Source organism: Sulfurovum sp. (genome assembly GCF_049668085.1).
In the GTDB taxonomy this organism is placed as follows: Bacteria; Campylobacterota; Campylobacteria; order Campylobacterales; family Sulfurovaceae; genus Sulfurovum.
In genome coordinates this window covers 50,411-65,700 of record NZ_JBATIY010000116.1, presented here as the reverse complement: position 1 = coordinate 65,700, position 15,290 = coordinate 50,411, and the positions used below count along the sequence as shown (strand labels likewise).

The following is a 15,290-nucleotide window of genomic DNA, read 5'->3' as shown; positions in this document are numbered from 1 at the left end:
TCTATACTACCGTGAAGATGTTTTCTCCATCTTCATGTTGGTAGTGTAACTCCATGTGATGAATATCCAAAATACTTTTAACAATATAAAGTCCCAAGCCTAACCCTTTTTTAGAGGTATGGAAAGGTTTGAAATAATTCTCCAATGGCTCTTTGAGCTCTTCCCCTTTATTGATGATATGTAACTTACCATCATCTATGATCACTGTGATATGTTTATCTGTACTGTATTTGATGCCGTTATCAAGTAGGTTTTTCACTACTAGAGTAAATAGCTCAAAGTCAACATCCTTACTATAGTCTTTTTTCATTTCTGTTGTAATAAGACGTTTTGGATTTTCTATCATAAGCATATCTTCACTGGCTTCAAGCAGGTCACTCATTTTATAAGGTTTGATCGTGAGATCAAAGTTTTTAGAAGTGATCTTTTCAATTTTTGCAAATTCATCTATAAGAAGATTAAGTCTTTCAAAAATACTGTGCATACGTGCTTTATTTTTCTCATCTTCAAGCATTTCACTGACAAGACGCCCTTTAGCTATGGGTGTTTTAAGTTCATGCATGATCGCACGTAAAAAGAGTTGACGGGAGTGTAAAAGCTCGCGTATCATGGTGACTGCATGATCAAATTCATTTGCAACCTCTGCTATCTCATCCTCTTTGTCACTTTTGCATTCTATATCCAAGTCACCTTTTGAAAAGGTCTGTATTTGGCTTTTAAGTGTAGAGAGTGGTAGGAGACTTTTCATGATCCATAAATATAAGAGTACAATGAGAATAAATACAGTAGAGAAGATAAGCACACGTTTAAGTGGAAATTTCGGTTTGTTTTTATTTTCAAGTATGAGTTTAAATCGATCATTATTGATGATAATGATCCGCTTTAATCGGAAAGTATCTACAGCATAACGTTTAAGTTTACCTTTTTCTTTAAAGAAGCGTTCTATCTGAACGACCCTTCCTTTATCGGTAATGAGCGAAACATTTTGTGCATCAAGATAAGCTTCATCGATCTTTCCATGTTTTAGATAATACGTGTATAGATAGTGCGTGATTGCCTGTTCTTGTGCAATGTTTCTTTCTTCGATCATCGCATGATCATATTTGATAGAAAAGACAAACAATGTACCCAGTAAAAGTAGAGTGACAGAGAAAACCACCCTTATTTTACTGCGTAGTGAAGTAATGATCATACGAGTTTATATCCAACACCGCGTACAGCTTGAATACGTTTGTTGTCTCCTATTTTTGTACGTATTTTGGAGATGATGACATCCAGACTTTTTCCTTGTGAGTCTATGCTCATGGTCCCTGAAGTGTTGATGATCTGTTCGCGTGACTGGGTAATACCCTGATGTTTTACCAGCAAGGAGAGTACCTCAAATTCAGCCGGGGTCAAAGTAAGTGCTTCACCCTTAAAGTAGATGGTATCCCCTTTAATTTCAAAATCACTTTGTGGTACTGAGATCTCGCTATTATTTGATTTGGAATAACGTCTAAGAAGAGAGGTGATACGTGCATACATCTCTTTAGGATCATAAGGTTTAGGGAGGTAGTCATCTGCACCCAATGCAAAACCTTCTACTTTATCGTTAATGTCTGAACGTGCAGAAGAGATAATGATAGGGATATCGTATTTTTCTACTACTTCCTGACAGACTTCCAGCCCATCCATACCAGGAAGAGTGAGGTCCAGTATAAGTAAGTCATATTTTTTAACACCGGCACTAAGTCCTAGGTAGGGATCTTCAAAATTGGTGACTTTGATGTCATACTGTGCAAGATATTCAGAGAGTAATTCCGCAAATTCAGCATCATCCTCAATCATTAAAATATTAATCATGGCTTACCTCATATGTTGTCTATATACGTTTATTCTAATGACTAAAGGTTAATTGAAGTCAAATGAAAGCGTAGCTCTATAGTATAAATGCTTGTTGCATATGTTCTTTGATTTCCTCAAATGTATAAGTATGTTCTGTAAAATATTCAAAAGCGATGATACCTTGGTAGAGTAGCATATCACTTCCATCTTTTGTTGGTTTTTTATATGTTTTTGCAAGTTTTAAAAAAGGTGTCTCTTTTCCATAGATGACATCTACACAAGCCTTTGCTGTAGGTATGACCTGTTCAAGTATTTGGGAAGGACAAGGGAGTGAATCATCTTCAAGTCCTGCTGATGTCATATTGATGACGAGATCATAAGATCGAGGTTTAAAATCATCAAAAGTATAGGTTTGAAAGCCATTTTCTTTAAAGTAGGTCAATCTGCTTTCACTTCGATTGAGGATAGTAACATCATAGCCTTCCTCTTTGAGTATGACTGAAGTAGATTTCGCTGTACCTCCAGCACCTAAAAAAAGTACGGTTTTGATATTTTCAAATTCTGAGATAGCTTTTAAAAAACCAGGTGCATCGGTATTGTATCCATAGAGTTTTCCCTCTTTTTCAACAATAGTATTGACTGCACCTACTTTTTTGGCAAATGGGTCCAATACATCACATGCATTATAGGCATGTTCTTTATGCGGTACGGTAATATTGATACCTTTAAGACTGAGTGAGAAGAATGTCTCCCTGAGTTTTTCTCCATCTTCGAGTAAGTAACGTGCATAACAACCATCAAAATCCAATCCTTGAAAGGAGAGATTATGCATAAGTGGGGATTTAGAGTGCGAGACAGGGTTTCCAAAGATGGCAAAGAGTACTTTGCTCATCTTTACAGTGTCTCCATTTCTTTCAATGTAGAGAGCAGTGCACCTAACTTGTTCTTGACTTCTAAGTATTCTAATTCTGGTTTGGAGTCTGCAACGACACCAGCACCAGCTTGCAAAGTAATGCTGTCTGGTTTGATGAGTGAAGTACGTATAGCGATTGCAGAGTCCATGTTTCCATCAAATGAGAAGTAACCCACAGAACCGGAGTAGAATCCTCGTTTCAAGCCTTCATACTGTGCGATGAGTTTCATGGCTTCAATCTTAGGTGCACCAGTCATTGTACCTGCTGTAAATGTAGCAGCAAAGAGGTCAAACATATCTTTGTCTTCTTGCAGCATAGCTTCAACATCGGATACCATATGCATCACGTGGGAGTATTTTTCTACACGCATCATATCGGTCACTTTGACCGTACCTGTTTGTGCAACACGACCGACATCATTACGCCCCAGATCTATAAGCATAAGGTGCTCTGCACACTCTTTAGGATCATTTAGCATCTCAAGTTCCAGCTCTCTGTCTCTATGGTGGTTCTTGCCACGTTTTCGAGTACCAGCGATAGGACGAAGAAGGATCTCTCCTTCTGTAAGACGTACCATGACTTCCGGAGAAGAACCGCAGATAGAAAAATCTTCATAGTCAAGAAGGAAAAGATAAGGTGAAGGGTTTTTAGAACGTAATATTCTATAAAAACTTAAGGGGTCTATCTTTCCTTTTTGTGTGTATCTGTTGGCCAAAAGTATTTGGAAAATATCTCCGGAACGTATATTTTCTTTAGATTCATCAACCAGCTCTTTGAAACGTTCTTCACCTATACTGAAACTGCCTTCTCCCTCAAGTTTTACAGCTTTAAGAGGCATAGGAGTACAAGTATTGTTTAAGATGTCTTCAATAGAAGTAATGCCCTCTTTCATAGAATCATCATTTAAAATCATTGTAAGTTTTGCACTTTTGTGTGAATAGGCTATGATGATCTTAGGACGTACAAGGTCAAGATCTGGTGTGTTGAGTGGATCAAGTAGATCATCCATACTCTCTTCAAGTACAGGTTCAAATACTTTTACCATATCATAAGCAATAAAGCCTATAAATCCATCTACAAAAGAGAAGCCAACTTCTAAAGCTTTTTCTTTATAGGCAGCTTTATCCACAGATCGATAATATTTTTTTAGGAAACTGAACGGGTCTTCATCCAATGTTTTTGTTTCACCGCTTTGAACAGTATATTTGGTTGTTTTGTCTTTGTAAGTCAGACGCTCTTGTGCACCTATGGTAATAAAAGAGAAGTTGCCATCATTGGTATTGACAACACTTTCAAAAAGCATGGTGACTTCATTTGGAAAAATTTCTTTTATCTTTCCATAAAGTGCAACAGGGGTAAGTTGATCAAATAGTATGGTTTTATGCATCTTAGGTTACCTTTTTACGACAAACGCACGTTTATTGATACGATCTTTTACTTGGCCAAGTACGCGATTGACTGATGCTCTATCTTCATAAGGTCCGATAAGTAATTTTTTTGTACCATCAGCAGAGGATCTAATAATTCTATATGTAAATCCATTGTTCTTAATGACAGATATAAAACGTGCACTAGGTTGTTTTTTAAAAGAGCCTACTTGTACATAGTATTTTTTAGTAGAGACACTCTTTGGCGTTGGTTTAGCAGCCACAGGGATTTGAGCCGGTTTTTGTACGACAACTTTTTCTACAGGCTTAACCACTGGCTTAGGTTTTTTTATCTCAGGTATTTCTACTTTTTTAGGTTCAACAGGTTTTATAGCCGGGACAGTTTCTTTCACAAGCTTTTCTGTTTTTTCTTCTTTGGCTTTCTCTTCAGCCTTTCTCTTTTCTTGTACTGATTCCCAGTATGCTTTATCGGCTGCATCTTTTGCTTCTTTTATAGCTGATGAAGGTTCTTCAACGATTGCAGGTTTTTTTGTCTCAACAACTGGTGCTTTGATCTCTTGTTCAATAATATTTGAAAGTGTTGGTTCTTTTTTGACAATTACGGCCGGTTCCTTAATGATTTCAGGTTTCTCCATTTCTAATGTTGTCGGTTTTGCTTTGCTCTCGACGATGCTTGAAAGTACTGGTTCTTTTTTTGTTTCTGTTGGCTTTGCTGTCTCTTGAAGCTTTAATTCTGGCGCGATCAATTCTGCAGTATTTTGTTCAAAAATGAGATCGTTATTACTTGGTGTTTTGAGTAAAATTTTAGTGAGTACAATTGCAACGATCAATACAACGATCAATAATGCGATAATGGTTAAAAAACTTTTTACTTTACTATTTTTAGGTTCAATATTATCGATAATCAGGTCATCAAGATTGTGGTCATGCATAGGGGAAAGATCTCCAGATATAATTTTGAATTGATTATATCATATTTATATATATTATAGTGAATTTTAGAGTTTATTGTAAGGAAGACTAACGATGTTATAGGCTTCTGGCAGCGCGATGGAGGGTAAACACTTCCAATTCTTGGTCATTTTTTCTTTGAGTGCATTTGAGAGGATTTGAAGCTGTGTATCTGCCTCTTCTAACGTAAGTTGTTTTACTGCTATAAATACCTGTAGACGTTCAACATCTTTTCCTTGATAGAGAGTATACTCTGAGATATCCATACTTTTAAACAAGTGTTTGATGAGATGTTGAAACCTTTTGTACTCTTCGCCTTTATACTCTATCACAAGATAGTTGGTATGGTTATCTTTGAGTAAAGGTACGGCAATGCTGTATTGTCTGTTTTGATGCTGTTTAAGAAGCAGAGGTGTAAGCGGTTCATTTATACGTTCAAATTTGGCATAAAAGGTACGATTGTTAAATTGTATTTGTTCAACAATCGTATTTCTTTTGATGTAATAGTGGTCATCAAAAAGATCAAGATCAAAAACTTTTATTGTTAGACCTTTTTAGTAGATAGATTTGTCATAGATAACAAAATCTTGCGCCAATATTTTCATCTCTTCTTTAATACTTGCATGTAGTGCAGCGTCATTGACATTGTCAAGTACATCAGCGATCTTGTTTGCAATGAGTTCAAACTCTTTCTCTTTCATCCCTCTGCTTGTAAGTGCAGGAGAACCGATACGTACACCTGAAGTTACAAATGGGCTTCTTGTCTCACCAGGAACAGTGTTTTTGTTTACCGTGATACCTGCTGTACCAAGAGCAGCATCTGCATCTTTACCAGAAAAATCTTTGTCAAGAAATGAAACAAGTACAAGGTGGTTGTCTGTTCCGCCAGAGACGACATCATAGCCTCTTGCAACTAGTACTTCAGCAAGTTTAGAAGCATTTGCTTTTACTTGCTTAGCATATACTTTCCACGCATCACTGAGGTTATGTTTGAACCCGACAGCTTTCGCAGCGATGACATGTACAAGTGGACCACCTTGGAGTCCGGGGAAGATAGCTGAATTGATCTTTTTAGCAATATCTTCATCATTCGTCATGATCATACCACCACGGGGTCCAGCAAGGGTTTTATGTGTAGTTGTTGTGACTACATCTGCATATGGGAATGGGCTAGGGTGTTCACCCGCACATACCAAACCGGCAATATGAGCGATATCTGCAAAAAGGATAGCACCCACTTCATCAGCGATCTCTCTAAACTTTTTAAAGTCTATCTCTCTTGCATAAGCAGAAGCACCACATACGATGATCTTAGGCTGTACGATCTTAGCGATCTCAAGTACCCTATCATAGTTGATACGACCGTCGAGTTCTACACCATAAGTAAAAGATGAGTAGTTTTTTCCAGAGAAACTTGGCTTAGAACCATGTGTCAAGTGACCACCGTGGCTTAAGTCCATTCCGAGTATCTTATCTCCGGCTTTAAGAAGTGCAGCATATACAGCACCATTTGCTTGAGATCCTGAGTGTGGTTGAACATTGGCATAATTACAGTCAAAAAGTTCACAGGCTCTGTCGATAGCAAGTTGTTCTACTATATCAGCAAACTCACATCCACCATAGTATCTTTTATATGGATAACCCTCAGCATATTTGTTTGTAAATACAGAACCCATCGCTTCCATTACAGCTGGGATAGTAAAGTTTTCAGAGGCGATCATCTCTAAGTGATCTGTTTGTCTTTCTCTCTCATTCTCAATGGCTTCAAAAATTTCTGGGTCAAATGTTTCTATGGCATAACTCATAGGTTTTCCTTGTGTGGTTTAAATTAGTGTAGTTATAACAAATTTTCTCTAAAAATGTTATGAAATATATGAGTGTTTTGAAAAAGATGAAAGCAGAAGCAGTTTATACTGTGTGGAGGTATTTTTTATGAACTAGAAAAGAGATAATATGTAAAAAATATACTATGGGTTCACTTTACTTTATTTCATGATGCGAAGGAAGAAGTTATTCATCTTCTTTCGCAAATTTTTCATATAAAAAGCTTAAAATAGCTTCACGACATCTGATGTATTCTGGGTCATGTTGGAGCTCAACTCTATTTCTTGGCCTCTCTAGATTGACTTCAAGTACTTCACCGATCGTTGCTTCTGGTCCATTGGTCATCATAATGACCCTGTCACTGAGAAGTACCGCTTCATCGACATCATGGGTGATGATAATGACGGTATTTTCTACTTTTTGTTGAATTCTCATGAGGTGTTCTTGTAAATTAGCTCTTGTTAGAGAGTCCAAAGCACCAAATGGCTCATCCATTAAGAGTACTTCAGGTTTGATAGAGAGTGCTCTGGCAATACCTACACGCTGCTTCATACCACCTGATATTTCACCCGGTAATTTGTCTGCTGCAGGATCAAGGTTTACCATGGAAATGAACATGTCTACTCTTTCTTTACGTTCAATTTTACTGAGATCTGGCATTACTTTTTTTACTGCCATCTCAATGTTCTGATAGACTGTCAACCATGGGAGTAAAGAGTGGTTTTGAAATACCACGGCTCTATCTGCTCCGGGTCCTTTGATCTCTTTTCCTTTAAGAAAAATATTCCCTTCTGTTTGCCTATCAAGACCAGAGATCATATTGAGAAGTGTTGATTTACCACATCCACTATGTCCGATAATAGAGATGATCTCATTTTTCTTGATCTCTAGATCTACACCAGTGACTGCAATGTAGTCTTCTTTCCCTGGAATGGGAAACCTTTTTTCAATATTTTCTAAATGTAAAAACTTTTGTTTACCCATTTTAAGCTCTCCCTGTTTTTGTATAATCAAAATAGTCTGAAATTTTTCCCATGATAAGATCTAAGATAAATCCAACCAATCCAACGATAATGATACCGATAATGATGTTGTAATAGTTCAAGTTGTTATACTCATCCCAGATCCAGAATCCTATACCGATACCACCAGTAAGCATCTCAGCGGCTACGATAACCAACCATGCAATTCCCAGTGAAAGTCTCATACCTGTGAAGATAAAAGGAACAGCTACAGGTAAAATAATTTGTCTAATTTTCTCTATAGGTGTAAATCGCAATACTTTAGCCACATTCATATAATCTTCACTGACGCTTCTTACACCAAGCGCTGTGTTGATAATAATAGGCCAAATTGAGGTGACAAAAATCGTTGAAATTGCTGTCAGATTAATATCCTGGAAGATAAAAAGTAACAGCGGTAACCATGCCAGTGGTGATACAGGCTTGAAGATCTGTATAAATGGATCAAAAGCATATTGGGCATTTTTACTCATACCTATAAACAGGCCTAAAGGAACTCCGACAAAAATAGCCAAAGCAAATCCGGAAAATACCCTTTGAAGAGAGTTTAAGATCTGCCAGAAAAGACCTTTGTCATCTTCATTTTCAATATAAAATGGATCGGTCAATACACCGGTGATCTCATCACCTTCAGCATTGACTCCCCCAAAAGCAGCAATATATGTGCCGTATGGTGTAGGAAAATCCTCTACATTATTTGCTATACTTGACCAAACACCTAAGATTCCGATAAAAACCAGGATAGGCAGTATGATTTTCTTTGCAAGTTCATTGTTCATTGTATGTTGTTCTCCTTCGTTATGTTTGCATTTACAAGTACCTAAATCCGTTAGGAGACAAGTGGAGTTATGATAGGGAGATTATCGTCTTTAGGTACTTGTAAATACAAAATATTTTAATGCATTCCCATCATAATGATGGGAAAATGGTATAGCTACTTTTTAGTGACATATTTAGGGTCAGCACATCCGGCAGGACCATAAGGACAAACATATTCTGGCTGCATTGTTTCTACTGTCCAGTCATTTGCTTTAAGTAAGTCGTCTTTACTCACTTTTGAGTCTGTTACTTGGAAGTCATAGATATATTCAACCGCTTTATTTGGATCCCAAACTTTTCCATCAATGAATTTATTGTATTCATCAACACCATCTTTTTTCCACGGACTTGGCGGTAGTGTGTACCCCACTTCTTTTGCTACTTGCGCAAATAGATCTGGTCTGTAAACCTTTTCTATGGTCTCTTTCATGTTGACAGGTTTGTCAAGTTGACCCCATCTATACATTTGTGTGATGAACCACATACCGTGTGAGTAATAAGGATACGCTGCATAATAGTTCGCAAATACATTAAACATTGGGTTGGAACTGTCTACACCTTTTGTATAAAGGAATGTACCGCTCATAGATTTTCTAAGAACATCTTTCGGTGCTTTTACATAATTCTTTTTCGCCAAATATCCGATTGCTTCTTCTCTGTTTTCCCAAGATGCATCAAGCCACATTTGCGCTTCGATCACGGCCTTCATCACAGCTTTAGTGGTTTCTGGGTACTTTTCAACAAAATCAGCTCTTGCCTGTAAAACTTTTTCTGGATTATTGTTCCAAATGTCGTAGTTCGTTACAAGTGCAGAACCTTTACCTTTAAGTACGATTCTTGAATTCCATGGTTCACCAACACAGTATCCTTCAATGTTACCTGCAATAAGGTTTGAAGGCATTGTCGGTGGAGGGAAAGGTTTTATCGTACAATCTTGATCTGGTTTGATACCACTTGAGGCCATCCAGTAACGAAGTTCATAGTTATGTGTTGAAACAGGGTGTACCATACCAAAATTCAATGGCTTATAGCTGTCTCCTTCTGCTTTGTGTTTAGCATCGATATATTTTTTGAGGCTATCTGCACTTACTGGCCTAGTAGTTGCATCCAAACCATATTTTTTCATCTCATTAATGATCTTATTTCCATAAGTGATCGCGTTTCCGTTAAAGTCAAGACTTAAGAGTGCTTGCAGGTGAGCGTCTCCATTGATACCAAGTGTTGCTGCAATAGGCATACCCGCTAGAGCATGTGAAAAGTCATACTCTCCAGAGATCACTTTTTGTTGGATCCCTGGCCAACCACCACCTTCTTTTACTACATGTACATCTAAACCATATTTTTTAAAAAAACCTTTCTCTTTTGCTATGACCAAGGGTGCACAGTCAGTCAATGCAATGAAGCCTATCTTTAATTTCTTTTTTTCCGGCTCTGCAAGTACTGCAGTTGCAACTAATGAAAGACCTAAACCTATTTTTAAAACCTGTTTTAACATTTTTACTCCTTTAAATTTACATTAAAATGCTTTGATGTCAAAATAGTATCATAGTTTATATGCTTATTTATACAGATAATTGATTAATTTTTAATCAAGTAATTCTTAATTTTACATAAAATACTATATATAATGTGAAAGAAAATGATTATTATAAGGTAAGAAAATGGTGAAATCAGTTTGTGGATACTGTGGTGTCGGATGTGGGTTAGAGTATGATGAGAAAAAGCTCATTGGCGATATAGCCTATCCTACGAATCTGGGAAATGTATGTTCAAAGGGTGTATCTGAACTGGTAAGTATGCAGACACCTACACGCCTACTTCGTCCACATATGAGAGAGAGTATTGAAAATAACTATAATGTATGTTCTTGGGAAGAGGCGATGGATACTATCGCAGAAAAAATCAAAGCATCTTCAAAAAACAAAATTGGCTTTTATCTTTCGGGTCAGTTACTGACCGAGGATTATTATGTAGCCAATAAACTTGCAAAAGGGTTTATAGGTACTAATAATGTTGACACCAACAGTCGTACCTGTATGGCTAGTGCTGTAGTAGGGTATAAAAAGGCAATAGGTGCAGACTTTGTTCCTGTGAGAATGAATGACATTTTTAAATCAGATCTCCTTATCCTAGCAGGAGCGAATACTGCTGAAGCACATGTCGTTTTTCATAATCAGATCAAAAAAGCAAAAAAGGAGGGTTTGAAGGTTGTTGTTTTGGATCCAAGACAAACAGATACAGCTAAGATAGCTGATCTATATTTGCCTATTAAAGTAGGTTCTGATATTGACTTTTTTAATTTACTTTCTAAAAGATTGATCGATGAAGAGAAATATGATAAAACATTTGTCTCCAAATATGTCAATAATTTTGATCTGTTAAAAAATAAGTTTAAACGTGTACCTGTGACCAAAATGCTTAAGAGAACAGGATTGACACAAGAAGAGTTTGAAACATTTTTTGCACTTTATACAAGCAGTAAGAACATCATTACAGCCTGGACTATGGGATTAAATCAATCTGTTCAGGGTGTGGATAAAAACCTTGCACTGCTTAATACACACCTTTTAATGGGAAGTATTTTTAAAGAGGGTAATGGTCCACTGAGTCTTACTGGACAACCTAATGCAATGGGAGGAAGGGAAGTAGGCGGACTCTCTACGATGCTGGCTGTACATCTTGGTTTTGATGAACAGAGTATCAAAAAGGTCTCAAAGTTTTGGAAAACAGATAATATAGACAATAAGCCAGGACTCACAGCGACACAAATGTTGGAAGCAGACTTGGATGTTTTGATCATTTCTCATACGGATCCAGTGTATCATCTTCCCCATAGAAATAGAGTAGAAGCATTGATCCAAAAGATCCCTTTGGTGATAGAGATCAATGCATATAATAACAGTGAAACATCTAAGTTTGCACATATTCAGCTTCCTGCATCACCATGGGGAGAAAAAGAGGGTACACAGACAAACCTTGATAGAAGTATTACTAAACAGGTCAAACTTACACGTACATCTATTGATTGTAAACCCGATTGGGAGATATTTCAATTGATCGCCCAAAAACTGGGTTATAAAAATGCTTTTAGTTATAAAAATACAAAAGAGATATTTGAAGAGTATCAAGAGATGACAAAACTCAATTCCTACATGGATATGAGTGAGGCAGATTATGATAATTTGGATAATGAACCATTTGTTTGGGGAGAGAAAATTTCATCTTTCTTGACAGATGATAAAAAAGCAAATCTCTTTTTTGTGGAGAACAAACTTTTAAGTGAAAAATCTTCTTTGGATTATCCTTTTATACTCTTAACAGGTAGGACACGTGATCAATGGCATAGTGGTACTAAAACGAATTTGCCTCTAACTCTTCTAAAATACAAAGAACTTAACTTTTGTGAAATACATCCCAATGACGCAGATCGATTAGGGATCAAGGATCAAGATGAGATTAAGGTGATCTCCAAAAGAGGTGAACTGGTCACAAAGGCACATGTGACAAATAAGATCAATGAAAAAAACATCTTTATTCCTATCAGTAACAGGGAAGTGAATTATCTGACAAATGACCTGTTAGATAAAGTCTCTTTACAGCCTGATTACAATCATAGTGCTGTAAGAGTTGAAAAGGTTGATCATGAAGCATAGTACACTACCCATCCTTTTAAAAAATCATAAGATCCTTCTTATCGGTGGAGGTAATGTCGCCTTACAGAAAGCAGAGGTGTTGTCACATAACAACATAGACTTTCGTATTGTTGCTGAAGAGTTGAACAAGAAGATCGTAAAACTTACAGACAAGATAAAGCAGAAATGTTTCAAATTGAAAGATATCAAAGATGAGCAGATCATCATTGATGCAACAGGTGATCCAAAAGTAGCACAAAAACTTGTCAAATATAAAAAGAGCCATCCTATTTTTCTCAATGTCGTGGATGTCCCTGAACTTTGTGATTTCTATTTTATGGCATTGACGAAGAATAGACCTCTACAAATTGCTGTTTCAAGTAATGGAGCGAGCCCCACAGCTGCCAAGTATTTTCGTGATGAGTGTGAGAGGCTTATTCCCGAAGATATCACTGGATACATAGAGCAAAAACAAAAAGAGAGAGCATCAGGGATCATAGATATTGTTCAGACACAAAAGGAATTGACTTTACAACATGCAAAAGTATTTTTAGTCGGTTGTGGGATAGGTGATCCGGAGTTGTTGACACTCAAAGCTTTAAAAACCATTCAACGTGCAGATGTAGTGCTTTATGATCATCTTATCAGTGATGAGATCATGCAGCTTGTGCCTGAGAGTACAAAGAAGATCTATGTAGGAAAACAGAAGGGATATCATTCGAAATCTCAGGAGAAGATCAATGCATTGATCATCAAGCATGCAAAAAAGGGAAGAGTAGTCGCCAGACTAAAAAGTGGTGATCCATTTGTTTTTGGGCGGGGTGCAGAAGAATTGAGAGATCTCTTCAGTGCAAATATCAATACGGAAGTTGTACCAGGTATAAGCTCATCTATCTCTGGACCATTAATGGGAAATATTCCCATTACAGCAAGAGGATATGCCAGTGGATTTACTGTGGTCTCTGCACACCTGCAAGGAAACAGTGTCAATCTTGACTGGGTAGAACTACTGGGAAAAGAGAATCATACAGTCGTCGTACTTATGGGACTTAGCCGAGTAAATGAGATCGTAGAGGAAGCATGCAGGCTGGGTACTTCAAAGAAGAAACCTTGTGCCATCATCTCAAATGCAAGCAGACCTAATCAAAAAATTGTAACCACTACGTTAGAAAGATTGGTCTTAGATGCTAAAGATATAGCTAGACCGGCAATTCTTGTCTTTGGGGATGTCGTTAAATATAGATCATTATTAGGAGAAAACAATGCATAAATTACAAGAAGCCTTTGAACTTAGAAATAAAAAACTAAATAAGATCGAGAAAATAAAAGAACTCAAGACACCGTTAAGTGTTTATCAAAAATTGGATGAGATATGTACAGCAGGTTTAAATGAGCTTAATGATGAAGATAGCAGTTATTTTTTAAAATGTTTTGGTGCTTTTTTAAAAAAAGATGGCAAGTTTATGTTGCGTGTTCGTATCCCTGCAGGTCAGTTAAGTATAGAACAGGCAGCCAAAATTGGGGAAGTTTCCAAACAATATGGTGAAGATTATATTGATATAACAACACGTCAACAGATAGAATTACGATATATCAAACTCGAAAATTTGGGCATTGTGCTAAAAGAGCTGGAGAGTGTAGGTCTAAGTACTTTCCAAACGGGTGTGGACAATTTTAGAAATATTGTAACCAGTGCATTTGAGGGATTGGGATCTAACAATATTATAGATGTGAAGCCCTTGATAGACCAGTTACAATCGATCTTTATGCATAAAGAAGAGTGGATAGGAACAATGCCTAGAAAATTTAATACAGCTATTTTAGGAAACTCTATCAATGACTGTAATATCTATGGACATGATTGTTGTTTTATTGTGGCTCAAAAAAATAAGGAAATCGGATTTAATCTATATTTGGGTGGACGTGTTGGAATTCAAGCAAAGGATACCGGACTGTTTATTAAGCCCGAAGAAGTAGCAAAAACATTTGAAGCGGTGACTAATCTTTTTAAGCAGTATGGATTTAGAGACAATCGTAATAAGAATAGATTACATTTCTTACTTGAAGCTGTAGGTATGGAGTCATTTGTAGATGTAATTAAACTTTACAGTAAATTAGAATTTGAAAACAGTGGAGAGGTCTTGGCAACAGAGGAATATATACTGAATGAGTATGGTATTTTTGAATTAGGAGAAGGATTTAAAGCAGTTCATTTAAGTATCCCCAGCGGCATATTTTCTGGAAGTAATCTTATGGAGGTTTCTAAAGTTGCCAAAAGTGTGGATGGAAAGATCCGTCTCAGTGTCGAACAGAGTCTGTATATTATTACTGTAAATGAGAAAGTCAAACAGGTTCAAGAAAGCATGCTATTTGATATATACAGTAGGTATCATAATACCTACTTTAATCATCAAATTGCTTGTGCAGGAACAGCAACATGTGCGTTTGGTGTTATCCCAAATAAGACTGATGCGATTGCTATGGCAAATTTTTTACAAAAAGAGGCTCCTATAGCAGGAGGGAAAGTGAGAATGTATTGGAGTGCATGTCCTAAGGGATGTGGTATTCATGGTATCGCAGATATTGGTTTTGAAGGATGTAAAACTAAAGATGAAGAGGGTAACAAGGTAGATGGGGTCCATATCTATCTTGGAGGAAAAGCAACCAAAGAGGCGCAAGAGGCCCGACAACTTTTTAAAGCTCTACCTCTGAAGATGGCTCAACAGAAAGTCAAGCAACTAATGCTGTTGTACAGAGATAAACGATTGGAAAATGAAAGTTTTGAAAGTTTTGATAGTCGTGTTTTGGCAGGAGAGCCAGTTGAAAAAATAGTAAAGATGTTATCCTGATTGAGCAGGAGAACATCTTTACTTAAAAGAAAATCAGGCGGTATTATATAAACGCTAGTATTTATAC

Annotated in this window: 13 protein-coding genes and 1 pseudogene; 3 read left to right on the top strand and 11 right to left on the bottom strand. The window is 36.9% G+C overall.

The annotated features are described in order from the left end of the window. Position 1 precedes the first annotated feature (1 nt). The 11 genes and pseudogenes from WBM70_RS07705 to WBM70_RS07655 form a co-directional block, all read right to left on the bottom strand. Positions 2 to 1,192 carry an ArsS family sensor histidine kinase gene (locus tag WBM70_RS07705; protein WP_424557921.1) on the bottom strand — a complete coding sequence of 397 codons (1,191 nt, stop codon included), beginning with the start codon at positions 1,190 to 1,192 and terminating at the stop codon, positions 2 to 4. After that, positions 1,189 to 1,842, bottom strand: a complete 654-nt coding sequence (locus WBM70_RS07700) for a response regulator transcription factor (protein WP_424557920.1) — start codon at positions 1,840 to 1,842, stop codon at positions 1,189 to 1,191. Before WBM70_RS07700 ends, WBM70_RS07705 begins: the two co-directional genes overlap by 4 nt. 76 nt (positions 1,843 to 1,918) lie before the next feature. Next, on the bottom strand, positions 1,919 to 2,716 hold the full coding sequence (locus tag WBM70_RS07695) for a shikimate dehydrogenase (protein WP_424557919.1): 798 nt from the start codon (positions 2,714 to 2,716) through the stop codon (positions 1,919 to 1,921). 2 nt (positions 2,717 to 2,718) lie between these two features. Then, on the bottom strand, positions 2,719 to 4,125 hold the full coding sequence (locus tag WBM70_RS07690; RefSeq protein ID WP_424557918.1) for an anthranilate synthase component I family protein: 1,407 nt from the start codon (positions 4,123 to 4,125) through the stop codon (positions 2,719 to 2,721). Between the two features lie 6 nt (positions 4,126 to 4,131). Then, complete coding sequence (locus tag WBM70_RS07685; protein ID WP_424557917.1) at positions 4,132 to 5,058, bottom strand: SPOR domain-containing protein; 927 nt, start codon at positions 5,056 to 5,058, stop codon at positions 4,132 to 4,134. A gap of 66 nt (positions 5,059 to 5,124) precedes the next feature. Continuing rightward, on the bottom strand, positions 5,125 to 5,409 hold the full coding sequence (locus WBM70_RS07680; protein WP_424557916.1) for a hypothetical protein: 285 nt from the start codon (positions 5,407 to 5,409) through the stop codon (positions 5,125 to 5,127). A 27-nt stretch (positions 5,410 to 5,436) separates the two neighbouring features. Further along, positions 5,437 to 5,619 (bottom strand): annotated as a pseudogene (locus WBM70_RS07675) (DUF1882 domain-containing protein); the annotation flags it as partial. Positions 5,620 to 5,631: 12 nt separating this feature from the next. Next, positions 5,632 to 6,882 carry a serine hydroxymethyltransferase gene (locus WBM70_RS07670; RefSeq protein ID WP_424557915.1) on the bottom strand — a complete coding sequence of 417 codons (1,251 nt, stop codon included), beginning with the start codon at positions 6,880 to 6,882 and terminating at the stop codon, positions 5,632 to 5,634. A gap of 205 nt (positions 6,883 to 7,087) precedes the next feature. Beyond that, a complete protein-coding gene (locus WBM70_RS07665) occupies positions 7,088 to 7,885 on the bottom strand; it encodes an ABC transporter ATP-binding protein (protein WP_424557914.1) in 798 nt (265 codons plus the stop codon). Position 7,886: 1 nt separating this feature from the next. After that, a complete protein-coding gene (gene ntrB, locus WBM70_RS07660) occupies positions 7,887 to 8,702 on the bottom strand; it encodes a nitrate ABC transporter permease (protein WP_424557913.1) in 816 nt (271 codons plus the stop codon). Between the two features lie 155 nt (positions 8,703 to 8,857). Beyond that, positions 8,858 to 10,237 carry a CmpA/NrtA family ABC transporter substrate-binding protein gene (locus WBM70_RS07655; RefSeq protein WP_424557912.1) on the bottom strand — a complete coding sequence of 460 codons (1,380 nt, stop codon included), beginning with the start codon at positions 10,235 to 10,237 and terminating at the stop codon, positions 8,858 to 8,860. Between the two features lie 166 nt (positions 10,238 to 10,403). Between WBM70_RS07655 and WBM70_RS07650 the strand changes: the two genes are divergently transcribed. Genes WBM70_RS07650 through WBM70_RS07640 form a run of 3 tightly spaced genes read left to right on the top strand, consistent with a single transcriptional unit; the run spans position 10,404 to position 15,223 of the window. Next, the gene (locus WBM70_RS07650) at positions 10,404 to 12,395 is read left to right on the top strand and encodes a molybdopterin oxidoreductase family protein (protein WP_424557911.1); all 1,992 of its coding nucleotides are present in this window, start codon (positions 10,404 to 10,406) and stop codon (positions 12,393 to 12,395) included. Then, a complete protein-coding gene (gene cobA, locus WBM70_RS07645) occupies positions 12,385 to 13,644 on the top strand; it encodes a uroporphyrinogen-III C-methyltransferase (RefSeq protein WP_424557910.1) in 1,260 nt (419 codons plus the stop codon). The genes WBM70_RS07650 and cobA overlap by 11 nt, the downstream gene beginning before the upstream one ends. Beyond that, the gene (locus WBM70_RS07640; RefSeq protein ID WP_424557909.1) at positions 13,637 to 15,223 is read left to right on the top strand and encodes a ferredoxin--nitrite reductase; all 1,587 of its coding nucleotides are present in this window, start codon (positions 13,637 to 13,639) and stop codon (positions 15,221 to 15,223) included. Before cobA ends, WBM70_RS07640 begins: the two co-directional genes overlap by 8 nt. The last annotated feature ends 67 nt before the right edge of the window (positions 15,224 to 15,290 follow it).

What these genes read in the sequence shown, in the direction of transcription:
- WBM70_RS07685 (WP_424557917.1), bottom strand. Translation starts at nt 5,058, where the DNA reads ATGCATGACCACAATCTTGATGACCTGATTATCGATAATATTGAACCT.
- WBM70_RS07700 (WP_424557920.1), bottom strand. Translation starts at nt 1,842, where the DNA reads ATGATTAATATTTTAATGATTGAGGATGATGCTGAATTTGCGGAATTA.
- WBM70_RS07640 (WP_424557909.1), top strand. Translation starts at nt 13,637, where the DNA reads ATGCATAAATTACAAGAAGCCTTTGAACTTAGAAATAAAAAACTAAAT.
- WBM70_RS07665 (WP_424557914.1), bottom strand. Translation starts at nt 7,885, where the DNA reads ATGGGTAAACAAAAGTTTTTACATTTAGAAAATATTGAAAAAAGGTTT.
- WBM70_RS07695 (WP_424557919.1), bottom strand. Translation starts at nt 2,716, where the DNA reads ATGAGCAAAGTACTCTTTGCCATCTTTGGAAACCCTGTCTCGCACTCT.
- WBM70_RS07705 (WP_424557921.1), bottom strand. Translation starts at nt 1,192, where the DNA reads ATGATCATTACTTCACTACGCAGTAAAATAAGGGTGGTTTTCTCTGTC.
- cobA (WP_424557910.1), top strand. Translation starts at nt 12,385, where the DNA reads ATGAAGCATAGTACACTACCCATCCTTTTAAAAAATCATAAGATCCTT.
- WBM70_RS07670 (WP_424557915.1), bottom strand. Translation starts at nt 6,882, where the DNA reads ATGAGTTATGCCATAGAAACATTTGACCCAGAAATTTTTGAAGCCATT.
- ntrB (WP_424557913.1), bottom strand. Translation starts at nt 8,702, where the DNA reads ATGAACAATGAACTTGCAAAGAAAATCATACTGCCTATCCTGGTTTTT.
- WBM70_RS07650 (WP_424557911.1), top strand. Translation starts at nt 10,404, where the DNA reads ATGGTGAAATCAGTTTGTGGATACTGTGGTGTCGGATGTGGGTTAGAG.
- WBM70_RS07655 (WP_424557912.1), bottom strand. Translation starts at nt 10,237, where the DNA reads ATGTTAAAACAGGTTTTAAAAATAGGTTTAGGTCTTTCATTAGTTGCA.
- WBM70_RS07690 (WP_424557918.1), bottom strand. Translation starts at nt 4,125, where the DNA reads ATGCATAAAACCATACTATTTGATCAACTTACCCCTGTTGCACTTTAT.